Here is a 17,390-nt window from a genome sequence, read left to right as displayed (position 1 = left end):
GGGGATGGTGGGTTTTTTTCCCGGGAAGACAGGTCTTCCGCGTCTCCCCCTTCCTCGGGGCGGGGCGTGCCGGGCGGGGGCGGGTGGGCGGTCCGGGAAGTTAGTCCTGGAACCAGATCTTGATCTCGCGCTCCGCGGAGTCCACGGAGTCCGAGCCGTGGACCAGGTTCTGCTGCACCTTCAGGCCCCAGTCGCGGCCGAAGTCGCCGCGGATGGTGCCGGGAGCCGCCGTCGTCGGGTCCGTGGTGCCGGCGAGCGAGCGGAAGCCCTCGATCACGCGGTGGCCCTCAAAGATTGCTGCGACGACGGGTCCGCTGAGCATGAATTCGACGAGCGGCTCGTAGAACGGCTTGCCCACGTGCTCCTCGTAGTGCTGCTCCAGCAGTTCGCGGCTCGCGTTGACCTTCTTGAGCTCGGCCAGGGTGTAGCCCTTGGCTTCGATCCGGGCGATGATGCTGCCGGTCAGGTTGCGGGTGACGCCGTCGGGCTTGATCAGGACGAGGGTGCGCTCAATGCTCACAGCTGCTCCAATGCGTTGGGGGTGGTTTGGAAGTAAGTCTAGTTGCTCTGGTCGTCGGGGTGGGCTGCGTCCCAGGCGGCCTGGTCCCGTTCCCGCTGGGCGGCCTCGCGGTCAATCCGGATGCCCGTGCGGATCCCGTACCACCAGGCCACCGCGAAGAGGGCGCCGACCAGGAACATCGCCGGCTCGAGGATGCCGGTCAGGATCAGCACAATCTGCAGGACCCAGCCCAGTGCCACGCCCCACGGCTTGGACAGCACCGCGCAGGTGAAGGCGTAGACGAGGCACAGCGCGATCCCGACCGTGAAGATCAGGACCGGCGGGAACTCGTCCCGGCGCAGCCCGAACACTGTCAGCGTGCCAAATAGCACCACGAACGCTTCAAGCAGCAGCACGGTGGACGCGAACATGACCTTGGTGGAGCGGCGTTTCTTGGGCATGCCCGGGCGCCATTCGCGCTGGGCCTTGGTGAGTTTCGCCATGGCCTAGGCGTCCGCCTTTCCGAGCAGGATGCGGGCTTCCGCGACCAGCGTGATGGAGCCGGTGACGAGGACGCCGCCGGCGAGGTCATCGTTGGCTTCGGCCCGTTCCACTGCCCACTCGATCGCGTCGTCGAGCTTCTCCGCCACGTGGATATTGTCCTCGCCGAAGCCCAGCTCCACCGCGAGTTCCGCAAGGTCCTCGGCCGGCACGGCGCGGGGCGAGTTGGACTGCGTGAAGCAGTACTCGGCGGCCAGGCCACCGAGCGATTCCTTCAGCTGCCGGAGGATTTCCTCGGCGTCCTTTTCGCGCAGGACTCCGACCACCACCACAAGCTTGGTGAAGCTGAAGGCCTCGTGGATGGCCTCGGCCGAGACCCGGATGCCTTCAGGGTTGTGTGCCGCGTCCACGATCAGGGTCGGGGCGGTGCGCATCACCTCGAGCCGGCCGGGTGAGGTGACGGAGGCGAAGGCCTCCTGCACGAGTTCGGCGTCGAGCGGCTTTTCCGCGCCGAAGAAGGCCTCCAGCGCAGCGATCGCGACGGCGGCGTTCTCCGCCTGATGGGCGCCGTGCAGCGGGATCAGCAGATCCTCATAGCGGCCGGCGATGCCCTGGATGGTGACCATCTGGCCGCCGACGGCGACGGTGCGGGATTCGACGCCGAACTCGACACCTTCGAAGCGGAACGGGACATTCGTTTCCTGCGCTTTGTCCAGCAGGACCTGGGCCGCGTCCCGGGGCTGCGCGGCGCTGACCAGGAAGCCGCCGGGCTTGATGATGCCGGCCTTCTCGTGCGCGATGTCCTCGGTGGTGTCACCGAGCAGCTCCGTGTGGTCCAGCGAGATCGGGGTGACCACAAAGACCTGGCCGTCGCCGACGTTGGTCGCGTCGGTGATGCCGCCGAGGCCCACCTCGATTACTGCGACGTTGACCGGCTGGTCGGCGAAGACCGCGAAGCCCAGGATGGTGAGGCACTCGAAGTAGGTCAGCCGGGGCTGGCCCTCGGCCTCGAGTTCGCCGTCCACGATGGCCAGGTATGGGCGGATCTCGTCCCAGATCCGGACGAAGGTCTCATCCGAGACCGGTTCGCCGTCGATGCTGATCCGTTCGGTGACCTTGGACAGGTGCGGGCTGGTGTAGCGGCCGGTGCTCAGGCCGTGGGCGCGCAGCCCCGCCTCGATCATCCGGGCGGTGGAGGTTTTGCCGTTGGTGCCGGTGACGTGGATGATCGGGAACGCCTTGTTCGGCTCGCCCAGGATGTCCATCGCCCGGTACAGCGGGGCCAGCCGCGGCTCCATCTTGTTTTCCGGGGCGCGGCCCAGCAGTTCGGCGTAGACGCTTTCTACGGAGAATTCGTCGGTCATGGTTCAGGCCTCAACTTTCTTGGCAACGCTGACCTGGGGTTCCTTGACGTCGGCCGGAACCGATTCCAGCTCAAGGGTCAGGGTTTCGGTCTTGACGAGCTCCGCGTTGGCGAGCAGGGCATCGATGACGTCCTGCCGTGCGGTGACGGTGGTGTGGATCCGGTCGCTGACGTTAAGTCCGGCGTCCTTTCGGGCCTGCTGGATCGCGCGGACCATGTCACGGGCCGCGCCTTCGGCTTCGAGCTCCGGGGTGACCTCGGTGTTGAGGACCACGAATCCGCCGCCGGGCAGCACCGCTGCAGCGCGGGATGCCTCGCCTTCCGCGGCCTCGGCCACGACGGTTTCCAGGGTGTATTCCTGCGGCTCGAGTTCGAGGCCGCCGGCGGTGACCACTCCGGCTTCGCTGAGGGACCACTCGCCGGACTTGGCGCCCTTGATGGCCTGCTGGACGTTCTTGCCCAGCCGCGGACCCGCGGCCCGGGCGTTCACCACGAGCTTCTGCTCGATGCCGAACTCCTCCGGGGAGGCGCTCTCGGCGTCGAGCAGGCGGACCGAGCGCAGGTTCAGTTCATCGGCGACGACGGCGGCGAAGCCTTCCAGCGCGGCCGCACCGGGTGCCACCACGGTGAGTTCCTGCAGCGGCAGCCGCACCCGGAGGTTCGCGGCCTTGCGCAGTGAGGAGCCGGTGGAGCAGATCTGCTGGACGCGGTCCATCGCCTCGACCAGTCCCGGGTTGGCCGGGAACAGCTCCGCGTCCGGCCAGTCGGCCAGGTGCACGGAGCGCCCGCCGGTGAGCCCGCGCCAGATCTCCTCGGAGACCAGTGGCAGCAGCGAGGCCGAGACCCGGCAGACGGTTTCCAGCGCGGTGTAGAGCGCGTCGAAGGCGTCCACGTTCTCGTCGAAGAAGCGCTGGCGGCTGCGGCGGACGTACCAGTTGGTGAGCATGTCCAGGTAGCTGCGCAGTTCGTCGCAGGCACCGGAGATGTCGTAGCTGTCCAGGGCCGCGGTCATGTTCCGGACGAGGTCACCGGTGTTGGCCAGCAGGTACTGGTCCAGGGTGTCGGCGTAGCCGTCGTAGCGCAGCTTCGCGTCATACCCGGACGCTTGTCCACCGGTTGCACCGGCGGCGTTCGTGTACAGCGTGAAGAAGCTGTACACGTTCCACAGCGGCAGGATGACCTGGCGGACGCCGTCGCGGATGCCCTGCTCGGTGACCACAAGGTTGCCGCCGCGCAGGATCGGGCTGGACATCAGGAACCAGCGCATCGCGTCGGAGCCGTCGCGGTCCAGGACCTCGGAAACGTCCGGGTAGTTGCGCAGGCTCTTGGACATCTTCTGCCCGTCCGAGCCCAGCACGATGCCGTGGCTGATGACGTTGCGGAACGCCGGCCGGTCAAACAGTGCGGTGGAGAGGATGTGCAGCATGTAGAACCAGCCGCGGGTCTGGCCGATGTACTCGACGATGAAGTCCGCCGGGTTGTGCGTGTTGAACCATGTCTCGTTCTCGAACGGGTAATGCACCTGGCCGTAGGGCATCGAGCCGGAGTCGAACCAGACGTCCAGGACGTCCTCGACGCGGCGCATCACGGACTGGCCCTCCGCCGGGGTGCGCGGGTCGTCCGGGTTCGGGCGGGTCAGTTCGTCGATGAACGGACGGTGCAGGTCCACCTCGCCGGCGTTGTTCAGCGGCAGCCGGCCGAAGTCGGCCTCGATCTCGGCGAGCGAGCCGTAGACGTCGGTGCGCGGGTAGTCCGGGTCGCTGGACTGCCAGACCGGGATGGGGCTGCCCCAGTAGCGGTTGCGGCTGATGGACCAGTCGCGGGCGTTGGCGAGCCACTTGCCGAACTGGCCGTCCTTGACGTTGCCCGGAATCCAGTTGATCTCCTGGTTCAGTTCGGACATCCGGTCCTTGAATTTGGTGACCTCGACGTACCAGGACGACACCGCACGGTAGATCAGCGGGTTGCGGCAGCGCCAGCAGTGCGGGTAGCTGTGCTCGTAGCTGGCCTGGCGGACCAGGCGGCCCTGGGCGCGGAGCACCTGGGTGATGGGCTTGTTCGCGTCGAAGACCTGGAGCCCGGCGATCTCGGCGAGGTCGCCGTGGCCGAACAGCGGCAGGAACTTCGCGCCCTCGTCGACCGAGAGGACCACGGGGATGCCGACCTCTTCACAGACCTTCTGGTCGTCCTCACCGTAGGCGGGAGCCTGGTGGACGATGCCGGTGCCGTCGGTGGTGGTGACGTAGTCGGCGGTGAGGAAGCGCCAGGCGTTCTCCGTGCCGTACTTTTCGGCGTCCTCGAAGTAGTCCCAGAGCGGCTCGTACGTCAGCCCGTCGAGTTCGGCGCCGGTGTGGCGGGAGGTGACAGCGGCCTCGGCGGCCGCCACACCCTCGGCGCCGTCGCCGTAGCCGAGGTCCTTGGCGTAGGTGCCCAGCAGCTCGGCTGCCAGCAGGAAGCTGCCGGTGACGGGCGCGTCGGCCGCGGCGGCTTTGATCCCGTGCGGGCCGGCCGGCAGCACGGCGTAGCTGATGCCGGGCCCGACGGCGAGGGCCAGGTTGGTGGGCAGGGTCCAGGGCGTGGTGGTCCAGGCGAGCGCCTGCACGCCGGCGAGCTGCCGGGACAGCTCCGACTCCCCCGCCGTGATCGGGAAGGTCACGGTGACGGTCTGGTCCTGGCGGTTCTTGTAGACGTCGTCGTCCATCCGCAGTTCATGGTTGGACAGCGGCGTCTCGTCCTTCCAGCAGTACGGCAGCACACGGTAGCCGTTGTAGGTCAGGCCCTTTTCGTGCAGCTGCTTGAAGGCCCAGAGCACGGACTCCATGTACTCGACGTTGAGCGTCTTGTAGTCGTTTTCGAAGTCGACCCAGCGGGCCTGACGGGTGACGTAGCTCTTCCATTCATCGGCGTACTTCATCACCGACGCGCGGCAGGCGTCGTTGAACTTGTCGATGCCCATGGCCTCGATCTGGGTCTTGTCCGTCATGCCCAGCTGCTTCATGGCTTCCAGCTCAGCGGGCAGACCGTGGGTGTCCCAGCCGAACCGGCGCTCGACCCGGCGGCCGCGCTGGGTCTGGTAGCGGCCCACCAGGTCCTTGGCGTAGCCGGTGAGCAGGTGGCCGTAGTGCGGCAGTCCGTTGGCGAAGGGCGGACCGTCGTAGAAGACGAATTCGTTGCTGCCGGGCGCGCCGCCCGGCAGGTCGGCGTCGCGCTGGTCGATGCTTGCCTGGAAGGTGCCGTCCTCATCCCAGTACTTGAGGATGCGTTCTTCGACCTCCGGGAACTTCACGGAGGCCGACACACCAGAGGTGTTGGAAGCAGAGGTGGTGGCGCCCGCGCCGGAAGCTGCGGCGGAGGCCTTCGGGTAATAAGTCATCTCGACATCCTGGTTGAGCTAGTGAACAAATGGATTCATTCAGGATGCGAGGACGGCCCCTGCACTGTCTTTCGACAACACCGGCACCGCGGTACCACCTCACTTACCGTCGCCGCGCCCCCATAAAGCGAGGAAGCGCCGGCGTCGGCCGCTCATTGACTGCTGTGACGGGCTTACCCGTCCGGTTCTACCGGCCCTGGCGCACTAATTGCAGGAAAGTCGTGGCGTCAGGGCGTTCTTCCGGAAGCTCACCGGTGATGGCCGGGTCAAAGCTGCTACCAGAAGTCTAACAACTGGAACGGGCCCGCAATGCCTACACTGAATCCCATGAAGTTCCGGACCCGGGGCCACGCCGCCCCGCGAACGCCCGCGGGCAGGGCGGTAGCCCGCTGGCGGCTGCTCGCCGGGCTGGCGGGGGCACCCGTTGCGGTGGTCTCGGTCTTCCGTGCGGTGCCGCGGGAATGGCCAATCACCGTCGTCCAGCTGGTGTCCTTCACGCCGTGGCTGGTGCTGCCTGCCGGCGCTTCGCTGCTGTTCGCGGTGCTGGGCCGGCGGCGCTGGATGGCCGGCGCCGCGGTGGGGCTCGTCGCAGTGCAGCTCTTCTGGCTGGTCCCGCTTGACTACGCCCGGGCTGCGCCGGATCCCGCGGCTGGCTCCGGAGCTGGCTCCGGGCCGGCGTCAGGGCAAGGCCTGGTGGAGCTGCGCACGATGAGCCTGAACGCCAAACTTGGCAGGGCGGACGCCGCGGAAATCGTCCGGCTGGTCCGCGACAACGGCATCACCCTGCTGACGGTCCAGGAATACACCCAGGCGCTCGAAGACCGGCTGGCGGAGGCCGGCGTGGCCGAACTCCTGCCGAACAGGATCAGCGCCCCCGCAGGCAAGGCCTCCGGCAGCGCCGTCTTCTCAGCCCACCGGCTGGTCGCCGCCGGGACTGTGCCCGGCTCGCACTTCAACATGCAAATGATCCAACTCACCGCCGAATCCGGGGGTCAGCGGGCCGTCGTCGAGCTCACGAACGTGCATGCCCGGGCTCCGGTGGGTGTGGGCCTGCCGAAGTGGCGCAGTGATCTGGCCGCGCTCGGCCGGCTGGCATCGCGCTCCGGGAATGTGCTGCTGGCCGGTGATTTCAACGCAAGTTACGACCATGCCGAGTTCCGCCAAGTGCTGCAGGGCGGGGCCCGGACCATGGTGGACGTGGGAATCGCCGAGGGTTCGCGCCTGGTCCCGACCTGGCCGATGGCGGATGTGTTCCTCCCCGGAATCACGATCGACCACCTGGTGACCAGCCCGTCGGTGCGCAGCGCTGACTATGCGGTGCACCGGGTGCCCGGGACGGACCACGCCGCCATCATGGCGACGCTGTCCGTCCCGGCCGCCGGGCCCGCCGGGCCGACCGCCGGGTAGACCAGGCAACCGGGTAGGCCAGGCAACGCGGGGTCACTTCCGGCCCATTTGCCCCCGGTTTATGGGCCGGAAGTGACCCCGCGTTGCAGCCCAGGTGACTGGCAAGCGCCAGCCGCCGGACGCCTCGCCGGGGTTCGGCGCTACGCCTTGCGGATCAGTTTGTAGTTCGCGGCCTGCGCGACCGGGCGGATCACGATCTGGTCGAGATTGACGTGGTGCGGCGCCGTGACGGCGTACCGGACGACGTCGGCGACGTCGGCGGCGGTCAGCGGCTTCTCGACCCCCTGGTAGACCTTGGCAGCCGCGGACTGGTCGCCGAGCCGGTTCAGGGCGAACTCCTCGGTCTGGACCAGCCCGGGTGCCACCTCGATCACGCGGAGGTTGTGCTCGGCCTCCTCGAGGCGCAGGGCCCCGGTCAGGGCATGCTGGGCGAACTTCGCGGCGTTGTACCCGCCGCCGCCCTCATAGGCGGAGAGTCCCGCCGTCGAGGTCAGGTTCAGGACGGTGCCTTCACCGCCGGCGCGCAGCATCGGCAGGAACGCCCGGGTGAGCTTCATGGTGCCCAGGACGTTGACTTCGAACATCCATTCCCAGTCCTCGGTCTTGGCTTCGGCCACTTTGTCCGCGCCGCGGGCGCCGCCGGCGACGTTGATGAGCGTGTCGATCCCGCCGGCGCGGGTCACCTCATCGAGGAGCCGGGCGATGTCGGCGTCGTCGGTCACGTCCGCCGGCAGGGCAACGGCGCCGGTTTCCGCGGCGAGCGCCTCGAGCCGGTCCGCCCGGCGGGCGACGGCGTAGACGGTCCAGCCCTCGCCCCGGAGTGCGCGCACGGTGGCCTCGCCGATTCCGGTGCTGGCTCCGGTGACAACTGCTGCTTTGTTCTGGATTCCTTCAGTCATGGCACCACCCTAACGGCAAGCCCCGGGCCACCGCGCGGGGCTCCCCCACGGGAGAACCCGGATGAACCGCGATGAACGCGGATATCCCGGACCGACCCGGATCAGCTCAATATGTCGGATCACTCAACCAGTCAGCGCACCAGGAACTCCTGCAGGACCCGGGCATGGTTGGTTTGCGGGTCCTTCGCCGCGAAGAGCAGCGTCACTTTCCCGTGCTCGGCGGCCAGGTCCCGCAGCGTCTGGACGGCCGGGTTGCCGTCGAGTTCGGCCTCGTAGGCGGCGCGGAAATCGGCAAAGCGTTCCTGCATGTGCGCGAACTCAGTCCGCAGCGGCGGGGAGGGCGCCACGTCCTTGAGCCATAGCTCCAGCTGTGCGCGTTCCTTGCTGATCCCGCGTGGCCAGAGCCGGTCCACCAGGACCCGGCAGCCGTCGTCGTCGGCGGGTTCGTCGTAGATGCGCCTGATCGCGAAGCGCCCGTCAAATGTCTCCATCTGCGCATGCTACGCCGGTGCCCGGCAGGTCCCGGCGGTCCGGGCGCGCGGACCGTGAAAGAATTGCGGCATGGCTGAAGACACGCAGGGTACAGACACGCCCATCACCGCCCCCATCAACGTTCCGGACAAGCCCGCCCTGGAGGGGCTCGAAGGCGCCCTCACCCGGCGCTGGCTTGACGAAGGGACCTACAAGTTCAACCCGGACACTACCCGGGAGCAGGTCTACTCGATCGACACTCCCCCGCCGACGGCGTCGGGTTCACTGCACGTGGGCCATATGTTCTCCTACACCCAGACCGACGTCCTGGCGCGCTACCAGCGGATGACCGGCAAAAATGTCTTCTACCCGATGGGCTGGGACGACAACGGCCTGCCCACCGAGCGCCGGGTGCAGAACTACTACGGTGTGCGCTGCGACCCGACCACCGCGTACGACGCCGGCTACCGCCCGCCGGCCGAGCCCGCGAAGAACCAGCGCGACTTCGACGTCGTCTCGCGCCGGAACTTCATCGAACTGTGCGAGGAACTCGCCGTTGAGGACGAGAAGGTCTTCGCGGACCTGTTCCAGACCCTCGGGCTGTCCGTGGACTGGGACCTGACCTACCGCACCATCGACGACAAGTCCCGCGCCATCTCCCAGCGCGCCTTCCTGGCGAACCTCGCCGCAGGCGACGCCTACATGGCCGAGGCTCCCACCCTGTGGGACGTCACCTTCCGCACCGCCGTGGCCCAGGCCGAGCTCGAGGACCGCGAGGTCGCGGGCGCCTACTACCGCTACCCGTTCTTCACCGAAGACGGCGAAAAGATCTACATCGAGACCACCCGCCCGGAACTGCTGGCCGCCTGCGCCGCCCTGGTGGCGAATCCCGACGACGAACGGTACCAGCCGCTGTTCGGCAAAAAGGTCACCTCCCCGCTCTTCGGCGTCGAGGTGGAGGTCAGGGCCCACCCGCTCGCCAAGGCGGACAAGGGCTCCGGCGTCGCCATGGTCTGCACGTTCGGCGACCTCACCGACGTCACCTGGTGGCGTGAACTGCAGTTGCCCACCCGCGCGATCGTGGGCCGCGACGGCCGCATTGTCGGCGAGACCCCGGAATGGATCACCACGGATGAAGGCCGCGCCGCCTTCATGGCGATCGCCGGCAAGACCGTGTTCAGCGCCAAGGAAGCGGTGGTGGAGCTCCTGGCCGCCGCAGGCCTCCTCGACGGTGAGCCGAAGAAGATCATGCACCCGGTGAACTTCTTCGAGAAGGGCGACAAGCCCCTCGAAGTCGTGACCTCCCGCCAGTGGTACATCCGCAACGGCGGCCGCGACGCGGAACGCCGAGAGCGGCTCATCGCCCGCGGCCACGAGATCGAGTTCCACCCGGCCTTTATGCGTTCACGGTACGAGAACTGGATCTCCGGGCTGAACGGCGACTGGCTGGTTTCCCGCCAGCGCTTCTTCGGTGTGCCGGTACCGGTCTGGTACCCGCTCGACGCCGACGGAAACCCCGACTACGACGCCCCGGTGGTTCCCTCCGACGCGCAGCTGCCGGTGGACCCGGCAGCGGACGCGGCCCCCGGATATGAGGAGGCCCAGCGCGACGTGCCCGGCGGCTTCACCGGCGACGCCGACGTGCTGGACACCTGGGCGACGTCCTCGCTGACCCCGCAGATCGTGGGCGGCTGGAGCACCGATGAGGCGCTGTTCGCCAAGGTCTATCCCTTCGACGTGCGCCCGCAGGGCCACGACATCATCCGGACCTGGCTCTTCTCCTCCGCAGTGCGCGCCGACGCCCTGCAGGACTCCGCGCCGTGGAAGCATGCCGCGATTTCCGGCTGGATCCTGGACCCGGACCGGAAGAAGATGTCCAAGTCCAAGGGCAACGTGATCGTCCCGACCGATGTGCTCGAGGAGTACGGCTCGGACGCCGTCCGCTACTGGGCGGCCTCGGCCAAGCTGGGCGCGGACACGGCCTACGAGATCGCGCAGATGAAGATCGGCCGCCGGCTGGCGATCAAGCTGCTCAACGCCTCCAAGTTCGTGCTGAACCTGGGCGCCACCGAGAACTCCGTGGTCTCCGGGGACCTTTCCGTGCTCAGCAACACCCTGGACCGGGCCGTGCTGGCCCAGCTCGCCGACGTGGTCCAGCAGGCCACCAAGGCGTTCGAGGGCTACGACTACGCCCGGGCCCTGCAGATCGCCGAGAGCTTCTTCTGGCACTTCACCGATGACTACGTGGAGCTCATCAAGGACCGTGCTTACGGTGCCGCAGGTGAGGCCGAGCAGGCTTCCGTGCTGGCGGCGCTGGCGACGAGCCTGGACACGCTGCTGCGCCTCTTCGCACCGTTCCTGCCGTTCGCCACGGAGGAAGTCTGGAGCTGGTGGCGCACCGGTTCGGTGCACCGTGCCGACTGGCCGTCCGCGGTGGCGACCGACGGAGACACCACGCTGCTGGCCACGGTGGGATCTGCGCTCAGCGGCATCCGCAAGGCCAAGTCCGAGGCCAAGGTCAAGCAGCGCACCGAGGTGCTGTCCGCGACCATCACCGGCTCGGAATCCCTCACCACCCAGCTCAAGGCCGGCCTGGCGGACCTCAAGGCTGCCGCCAACGCCCGGGAGCTGACGCTGGCGGTCGGCGACGGCGAACTGGCCGTGAGCGACGTCGTCCTGGCACCTGCCGAGGCGCCAGCCCAGCCGTAGCGTCTGGCGGGACTCCGGAGGGCGACGGCGTCTGCCGCCGGAGTGAGGGCCCCGGCCGGGGAAACCTGGCTGGGGCCCTCACGCTTGGGCCCTGTCAGCGCCGGGCGGCGCGGTCCTCGGCTTCACTGATGGCCCAGGCGGCGTTGACCAGGCCGATGTGGCTGAACGCCTGCGGGAAGTTTCCGAGCAGCTCGCTGCTGTCCGGTGCGATCTCTTCGGCCAGCAGGCCCAGATCCGTGGCGAACCCGGCGGCCCGTTCGAAGACTCTCCGGGCCCGGCGGGTCTCCCCGGCGAGGGCCAGGGCCTGCGCCAGCCAGAAGGTGCACAGCAGAAAGGTCCCTTCCTCACCCGCGAACCCGTCCTCGGCCCGGTAGCGGTAGACGAGGCCGCGGGGATCGGTGAGCCGTTGTTCGACCGCCTCGATCGTGGCACGCATGCCGGGGTCGTCCGCGGGCAGGAATCCCACGATGGTGAGCATCAGCGCCGAGGCGTCGAGGTCTTCGGAGCCGTAGGCCTGGGTGTAGGCATTGGCAGCGGGGTTCCAGCCCTCGGTGCGGATGGACTCGGCGATCTGCTCCCGCGCCTCGGCCCAGCGTGGTACCCGCCCGGGCGTCCCGAGGATCCCGGCAAGGCTGATGGCCCGGTCGACGGCGACCCAGCACATCAGCTTGGAGTGCAGGTAATGGCGTGGCTCCCCGCGGACCTCCCAGATGCCGTGGTCGGCCGCGCGCCAGCGCTGGGCGGCGGCGTCGGCGGCGTCAGCCAGGAACCGCCGGGTCTCCGGTGCGAGCGCGGCGAGGTATTCCGGCAGGGTGGCGGCGGCGTCGAGCAGTTCACCGTAGACGTCCAGCTGGCGCTGGTTCCACGCGCCGTTGCCGACCCGGACCGGGGAGCTGGCGCGCCAGCCGGGCAGGTGCGCCAGCACTCGTTCGGGCAGCTCGCGTTCGCCGCCGACGCCGAACATGATCTGCAGCTCCTCGCCGCCGGCGAGCTGGCGTGCGGCCGCCGTGGCCAGGAACTGGAAGAACTTCCCGGCCTCGTCCGGGCAGGCGGCCACCCAGAGTGCCTGCAGGGTCATGCTGGCGTCCCGGATCCAGGTGTACCGGTAGTCCCAGTTGCGTGTGCCTCCGGCCACCTCCGGCAGCGACGTGGTCGGGGCGGCGACGATGGCTCCGGTCGGGAAGTAGGTAAGGGCCTGCAGAATCCGTCCGCTGCCGTTGACAAGGTCCTGCCAGGGGCCCCGGTAGCTCTGGTGGATCTCCGACCAGCTGGTCCAGCCCTGCACGGTGTCGGCGAGCCGGCGGCTGATGTCGGTCTGGCTCCAGAGGGCGGCGCCGGCCCCGGCCGGCTGGTGCTGGAGGGCAAAGCCCGTCACGTCCCCGGCGCCAAGCGTGAGCCGGGCCCTCGCGGTTCCCTCCAGGAGGGCGAAGTTGACCGGGCTGGAGAAGGCAAGTGTCTGGCTTTCCGCGGTGGCCACGAGGCCGCCGTCGACCGCACGCAACCTGGGCCTGGTGAGGCCGTAGTCCGGGCGTGGGCTGAAAGCGATGTCCAGCTCGACAGTGCCCGCGATGCCGGTCACCTGGCGGAGCAAGGTTCCGGGTGAATCCGCACCCAGGTCGTGGCCCCGTTTGCCGTCGCCGAGCACCAGGGCGTCCGTGACGGTGACGCTGCCTTCCGCCGTGGTGTGAGTCGTTTCCAGCACCATCGTGGGGCCGAGGTAGCGGCGGGTGGAGGTGTGGGCACCGACGGGGTTGATCGACCAGAAGCCGGCCTCCGGGCCCAGCAGCCGTCCGAAGACAGAAGGGCTGTCAAAGCGCGGGAAGCAGAGCCAGTCCACGGAGCCGGCCGCACTGACCAGGGCTGCCGAGGAGCAGTCGGACAGCAGGGCGTAGTTGGCAATCGGTTCACTGCTCATGGGCATCTTGTTCGTGCGCCGGGCTGTTGTGGGGCAAACCTGCTTTTGCGCTGGGCTGCTATTAGGCTGACCTGTTTTTGGGCAAAGGGGAAGCCCCATCAGCGTGTTGCCGTTGGTGGGGCTTCGACTTTTCGATTGTCACGTGACGTCTTAGACAACCTGGCAGAATCCGCTGATTTTCAGGTCTTCCTACCTCGTCACTGGTAGCCATCATCTGACTTTGCCGAAGGCTGCGTCGGATGAGTGTCACTGAATCTTTGGTTTCTGCGTCCCGCTTCTTTCGAAGTGGGTAAGTTCTATTGTTGTCCCGCCCCCGCGGATGCGCAAGGGCCCCGAAAGAACTACATCACAGTAATTCTTCAGGGGCCTTTTGGGCAGGGACTTTTTGACGGTCTTTGGCCCTGTGGCAGCGGCCGTTAGTTGACCACCGCTTAGTTGAACTCAGGGCTTTCGGTCCGGCTGCGCTTGATTTCGAAGAAGTGGGGGTAGGAGGCAAGAGTCACCGAGGCGTCCCAGAGCCGTCCCGCTTCCTCGCCGCGCGGGATGCGGGTCAGTACGGGGCCGAAGAAGGCGGTTCCGTTGAACGCCACGATGGGGGTTCCGACGTCCTGGCCCACCAGCGAGATGCCGGCCTCGTGGCTGACGCGCAGGGTGGCGTCGACGTCGTCGTTCTGGCCTGCTGCCGCCAGTTCCGCGGGGAGGCCGACCTCGGCGAGGGACTTGGAGATGACTTCGGCGATGTCCTTGTTGCCCTCGTTGTGGATCCTGGTGCCCATGGCGTCGTAGAGCGCCTTGACGTACCCGGTGCCGTGCTGTTCGGCGGCGGCTGTGATGACCCGCACCGGAGCCCAGGCCTGGGTGAGGAACTCCTTGTAGTCCTCCGGGAGCTCCTCGCGGCCGGCGTTCAGCATCGCCAGGCTCATCACGTGCCATTCCGTGCTGATGTTGCGCACGCCTTCCACCTCGCCGATCCAGCGGGAGGTCACCCAGGCGAACGGGCACATCGGGTCGAACCAGAAGTCGGCCTTGCTCTCTGCTTCAGTGGTCTCTGCTTGGGTGGCCAGGGATTCAGACACAGGTGATCTCCTAAGGAAGTCCGGGGAAGGGTGCGCTGCGGCGTCGTGCTGCCGGGCGCGTCGTAGGCTTTAACGCCCGGCACGGGGTGTTTATTCCGGATCAGGTCTGATCCGGCGAAGGTTTGTCCCGGGTCAGGCGGACTTGCGGCGCTTGACGTCGTGGGCGATCATCGTGGGCTCGGCCTTCTTGGAGACCACGTCTTCGGTGATGACCACGGTGGCGATGTCGTCGCGGCTGGGCAGGTCGAACATCACCGGAAGCAGGACTTCCTCCATGATGGCGCGGAGCCCGCGGGCGCCGGTGCCGCGTTCGAGCGCCTGGTCGGCGATTGTGTTGAGCGCTTCCTCCTCGAAGACCAGTTCGACGCCGTCGAGCTGGAACATCTTCTGGTACTGCTTCACGAGGGCGTTCTTGGGCGTGGACAGGATCTGGATCAGCGCCGACCGGTCCAGGTTGGAGACGGTGGTGATGACCGGGAGGCGGCCGATGAATTCCGGGATCAGCCCGAACTTCAGCAGGTCCTCGGGCATGACCTCGCCGTAGGAGTCGGTGTTGTTCTTGACCTCGTTGAGCGGCGCACCGAAGCCAATGCCCTTGCGTCCGGACCGCGACCCGATGATCTCCTCGAGCCCGGCGAAGGCGCCGGCGACGATGAAGAGCACGTTGGTGGTGTCGATCTGGATGAATTCCTGGTGCGGATGCTTGCGCCCGCCCTGCGGCGGGACCGAGGCGACCGTACCCTCGAGGATCTTCAGCAGGGCCTGCTGCACACCCTCGCCCGAGACGTCCCGGGTGATGGAGGGGTTCTCGCTCTTGCGCGAAATCTTATCGATTTCGTCGATGTAGATGATGCCCTGTTCGGCTTTTTTGACGTCGTAGTCGGCGGCCTGGATCAGTTTCAGCAGGATGTTCTCGACGTCCTCGCCGACGTAGCCGGCTTCGGTCAGCGCGGTGGCATCGGCGACGGCGAAGGGGACGTTGAGGCGCCGGGCCAGGGTCTGCGCGAGGTAGGTCTTGCCGCAGCCGGTGGGGCCGATCAGCAGGATGTTGGACTTGGCGATCTCGACGTCGTCGTGGTGGACGCCTTCGGCGAGGCTCCCGCTCTTGGGGGCGTGGCCGGCCTGGATGCGCTTGTAGTGGTTGTAAACCGCGACGGCGAGGGAGCGTTTGGCGGGCTCCTGCCCGATCACGTATTCCTGCAGGAAGTCGAAGATTTCGCGGGGCTTGGGCAGTTCGAAACTGCCCAGGTCGGCTACTCGGCGAGTTCTTCTTCAATGATCTCGTTGCAGAGTTCAATGCACTCGTCGCAGATGTAGACGCCGGGCCCGGCAATGAGCTTCCGCACCTGCTTCTGGCTCTTTCCGCAGAAAGAACACTTCAGCAGATCCGTGCTCTCGCCAATCCGAGCCATATGTGAACCCCTTTAGTATCGTGCTGCCGGCTCTGTGGAACTCCCGCGCAGCGCTGCACCCGTTTCTGGAATCACGGACGTTCCCCGGGGGGACGCCGGCCGTGACATGTTCCACTCTAGGTCACTTTGGGCCTGATGAGTGGAAAGCCGACGCCGGTGCGGCCACATTAAGCGGCCGCACCGGCGTCGGGTACTGCTTGTTACGTGATCGTCCGTTACCGGGTGATTGCCTGCGGCTTCATCTTGCGGGAATCCAGCACCTGGTCGATCAGCCCATAGTCCAGGGCGTCGGCCGCGGTGAGGATCTTGTCCCGCTCGATGTCATAGTTGACCTGCTCCGGGGTCCGGCCGGAGTGCTTGGCCAGGGTGTTCTCGAGCCATTCCCGCATGCGCATGACCTCGGCTGCCTGGATCTCCAGGTCGGAGGCCTGTCCGCCCTGGCCGCCGGACAGCGACGGCTGGTGGATCAGGACCCGCGCGTTCGGCAGCGCGAGGCGCTTGCCCGGGGTTCCGGCCGCCAGGATCACGGCGGCGGCACTGGCCGCCTGGCCGAGGCACACGGTCTGGATTTCCGGTCGGATGTACGTCATGGTGTCGTAGATCGCCGTCATGGCAGTGAAGGAGCCACCCGGGGAGTTGATGTACAGCGTGATGTCGCGGTCCGGGTCGGTGGACTCGAGCACCAGCAGTTGCGCCATCACGTCGTCGGCCGAGGCGTCGTCGATCTGGACACCGAGGAAGATGATGCGGTCCTCGAAGAGCTTGGTGTACGGGTCCTGGCGCTTGAAGCCGTAGGGGGTGCGCTCCTCAAACTGCGGCAGCACGTAGCGGCTGCTCGGCAGGTTGCCGGCAGTCGAACCGAAGTTGTAGTTCATGTTCATTGCTCCTGAATTCATTGCTGTCTGCGTGCCGGTCAGTTCTCGGTGGATCCGGTGACGGTGCCGTCAACGGCACTGTCGCCGTTGGCGCCGGAGGCGTTCGTTCCGCCGCCGCCGGCCACGGACCCCGCGTGCGCCGCGATCTTGTCGAAGAAGCCGTACTCGAGGGCTTCCTTGGCCGTGAACCACTTGTCGCGGTCGTTGTCCTTGAGGATCGTTTCGACGCTCTGTCCGGTCTGAGTGGCCGTCAGTTCGGCCATAACCTTCTTCATGTGCAGGATGAGCTCGGCCTGGATCTTGATGTCCGAGGCCGTGCCGCCGATGCCGCCGGAAGGCTGGTGCATCAGGATGCGGGCATTGGGGGTGGCGTAGCGCTTGCCCTTGGTGCCGGAGGAGAGCAGGAACTGCCCCATCGAGGCGGCGAGGCCGGTGGCGACGGTAACGACGTCGTTGGGGATGAACTGCATGGTGTCGTAGATGGCCATGCCGGCGGTGACGGAGCCGCCCGGTGAGTTGATGTAGAGGTAGATATCCTTCTCGGGGTTCTCGGCCGAGAGCAGCAGCAGCTGCGAGCAGATCGCGTTGGCGTTCTCGTCGCGGACCTCGGAGCCGAGCCAGATGATGCGCTCTTTTAGCAGGCGGTTGTAAATGTAGTTATCCTGGGCTGCCGGATCGACAGTAGCCATCCGGGGTGCCCCTGCTTGCTGTGACATATGTACTTACCTCTCGCTGGCGACGGTGACGCCACTGGACGACATCACTGAACTTTCCTACATGGACACTAACGGTTTTCCAGCCCGCTTTGTGCTCAGGCGCGGGGCTGTTCGCTGACGGCGCACGATTGGCCGGGAGGGTTCATCACGGGCTTAAAAAGCGGCACCCCCGGA

At 67.2% G+C, this 17,390-nt stretch carries 12 protein-coding genes and 1 pseudogene; 2 read left to right on the top strand and 11 right to left on the bottom strand.

Annotation, left to right across the window (positions count from 1 at the left end; genetic code table 11):
* Positions 1–100: 100 nt before the first annotated feature.
* Genes ndk through ileS form a run of 4 tightly spaced genes read right to left on the bottom strand, consistent with a single transcriptional unit; the run spans position 101 to position 5,736 of the window.
* Positions 101–520 carry a nucleoside-diphosphate kinase gene (gene ndk / locus AC50YM_RS18740; RefSeq protein WP_479822180.1) on the bottom strand — a complete coding sequence of 140 codons (420 nt, stop codon included), beginning with the start codon at positions 518–520 and terminating at the stop codon, positions 101–103.
* Between the two features lie 38 nt (positions 521–558).
* Positions 559–1,002 (bottom strand): DUF4233 domain-containing protein, encoded by a 444-nt coding sequence (locus AC50YM_RS18735; RefSeq protein WP_494958451.1) that lies wholly within the window; start codon positions 1,000–1,002, stop codon positions 559–561.
* Positions 1,003–1,005: 3 nt separating this feature from the next.
* Positions 1,006–2,364 (bottom strand): bifunctional folylpolyglutamate synthase/dihydrofolate synthase, encoded by a 1,359-nt coding sequence (locus tag AC50YM_RS18730; protein WP_494958450.1) that lies wholly within the window; start codon positions 2,362–2,364, stop codon positions 1,006–1,008.
* Between the two features lie 3 nt (positions 2,365–2,367).
* Positions 2,368–5,736, bottom strand: coding sequence for an isoleucine--tRNA ligase (ileS, locus tag AC50YM_RS18725; protein WP_494958449.1), 3,369 nt, complete (start codon positions 5,734–5,736; stop codon positions 2,368–2,370).
* Between the two features lie 327 nt (positions 5,737–6,063).
* On the opposite strand from ileS, the gene AC50YM_RS18720 reads away from it, so the two are divergent.
* Entirely contained in the window at positions 6,064–7,143 is a 1,080-nt protein-coding gene (locus tag AC50YM_RS18720) for an endonuclease/exonuclease/phosphatase family protein (protein WP_494958448.1), read from the top strand.
* 140 nt (positions 7,144–7,283) lie between these two features.
* Here AC50YM_RS18720 and AC50YM_RS18715 read toward each other — a convergent pair whose 3' ends face one another.
* Positions 7,284–8,042, bottom strand: a complete 759-nt coding sequence (locus AC50YM_RS18715; RefSeq protein ID WP_494958447.1) for an SDR family oxidoreductase — start codon at positions 8,040–8,042, stop codon at positions 7,284–7,286.
* A 131-nt stretch (positions 8,043–8,173) separates the two neighbouring features.
* The gene (locus AC50YM_RS18710) at positions 8,174–8,533 is read right to left on the bottom strand and encodes a DUF488 domain-containing protein (RefSeq protein ID WP_494958446.1); all 360 of its coding nucleotides are present in this window, start codon (positions 8,531–8,533) and stop codon (positions 8,174–8,176) included.
* Positions 8,534–8,603: 70 nt separating this feature from the next.
* Here AC50YM_RS18710 and valS point away from each other — a divergent pair, with 70 nt between their 5' ends.
* Positions 8,604–11,222 (top strand): valine--tRNA ligase, encoded by a 2,619-nt coding sequence (gene valS, locus AC50YM_RS18705; protein ID WP_494958445.1) that lies wholly within the window; start codon positions 8,604–8,606, stop codon positions 11,220–11,222.
* A 94-nt stretch (positions 11,223–11,316) separates the two neighbouring features.
* Here valS and AC50YM_RS18700 read toward each other — a convergent pair whose 3' ends face one another.
* From AC50YM_RS18700 to AC50YM_RS18680, 5 genes and pseudogenes are all read right to left on the bottom strand, one after another.
* Complete coding sequence (locus AC50YM_RS18700) at positions 11,317–13,236, bottom strand: glycoside hydrolase family 15 protein (RefSeq protein ID WP_494958444.1); 1,920 nt, start codon at positions 13,234–13,236, stop codon at positions 11,317–11,319.
* 332 nt (positions 13,237–13,568) lie between these two features.
* Positions 13,569–14,213 (bottom strand): mycothiol-dependent nitroreductase Rv2466c family protein, encoded by a 645-nt coding sequence (locus AC50YM_RS18695; protein ID WP_494958443.1) that lies wholly within the window; start codon positions 14,211–14,213, stop codon positions 13,569–13,571.
* Between the two features lie 132 nt (positions 14,214–14,345).
* A pseudogene (gene clpX, locus AC50YM_RS18690) lies at positions 14,346–15,625 on the bottom strand (ATP-dependent Clp protease ATP-binding subunit ClpX).
* A gap of 215 nt (positions 15,626–15,840) precedes the next feature.
* Entirely contained in the window at positions 15,841–16,500 is a 660-nt protein-coding gene (locus tag AC50YM_RS18685; RefSeq protein ID WP_069952790.1) for an ATP-dependent Clp protease proteolytic subunit, read from the bottom strand.
* A gap of 38 nt (positions 16,501–16,538) precedes the next feature.
* Positions 16,539–17,189, bottom strand: a complete 651-nt coding sequence (locus AC50YM_RS18680; RefSeq protein ID WP_494958442.1) for an ATP-dependent Clp protease proteolytic subunit — start codon at positions 17,187–17,189, stop codon at positions 16,539–16,541.
* Positions 17,190–17,390: the final 201 nt, after the last annotated feature.

This window comes from Pseudarthrobacter sp. RHLT1-30-1, assembly GCF_059383415.1.
The sequence above is the reverse complement of the archived record's forward strand: the minus strand, read 5'-3'. Positions and strand labels throughout refer to the sequence as shown.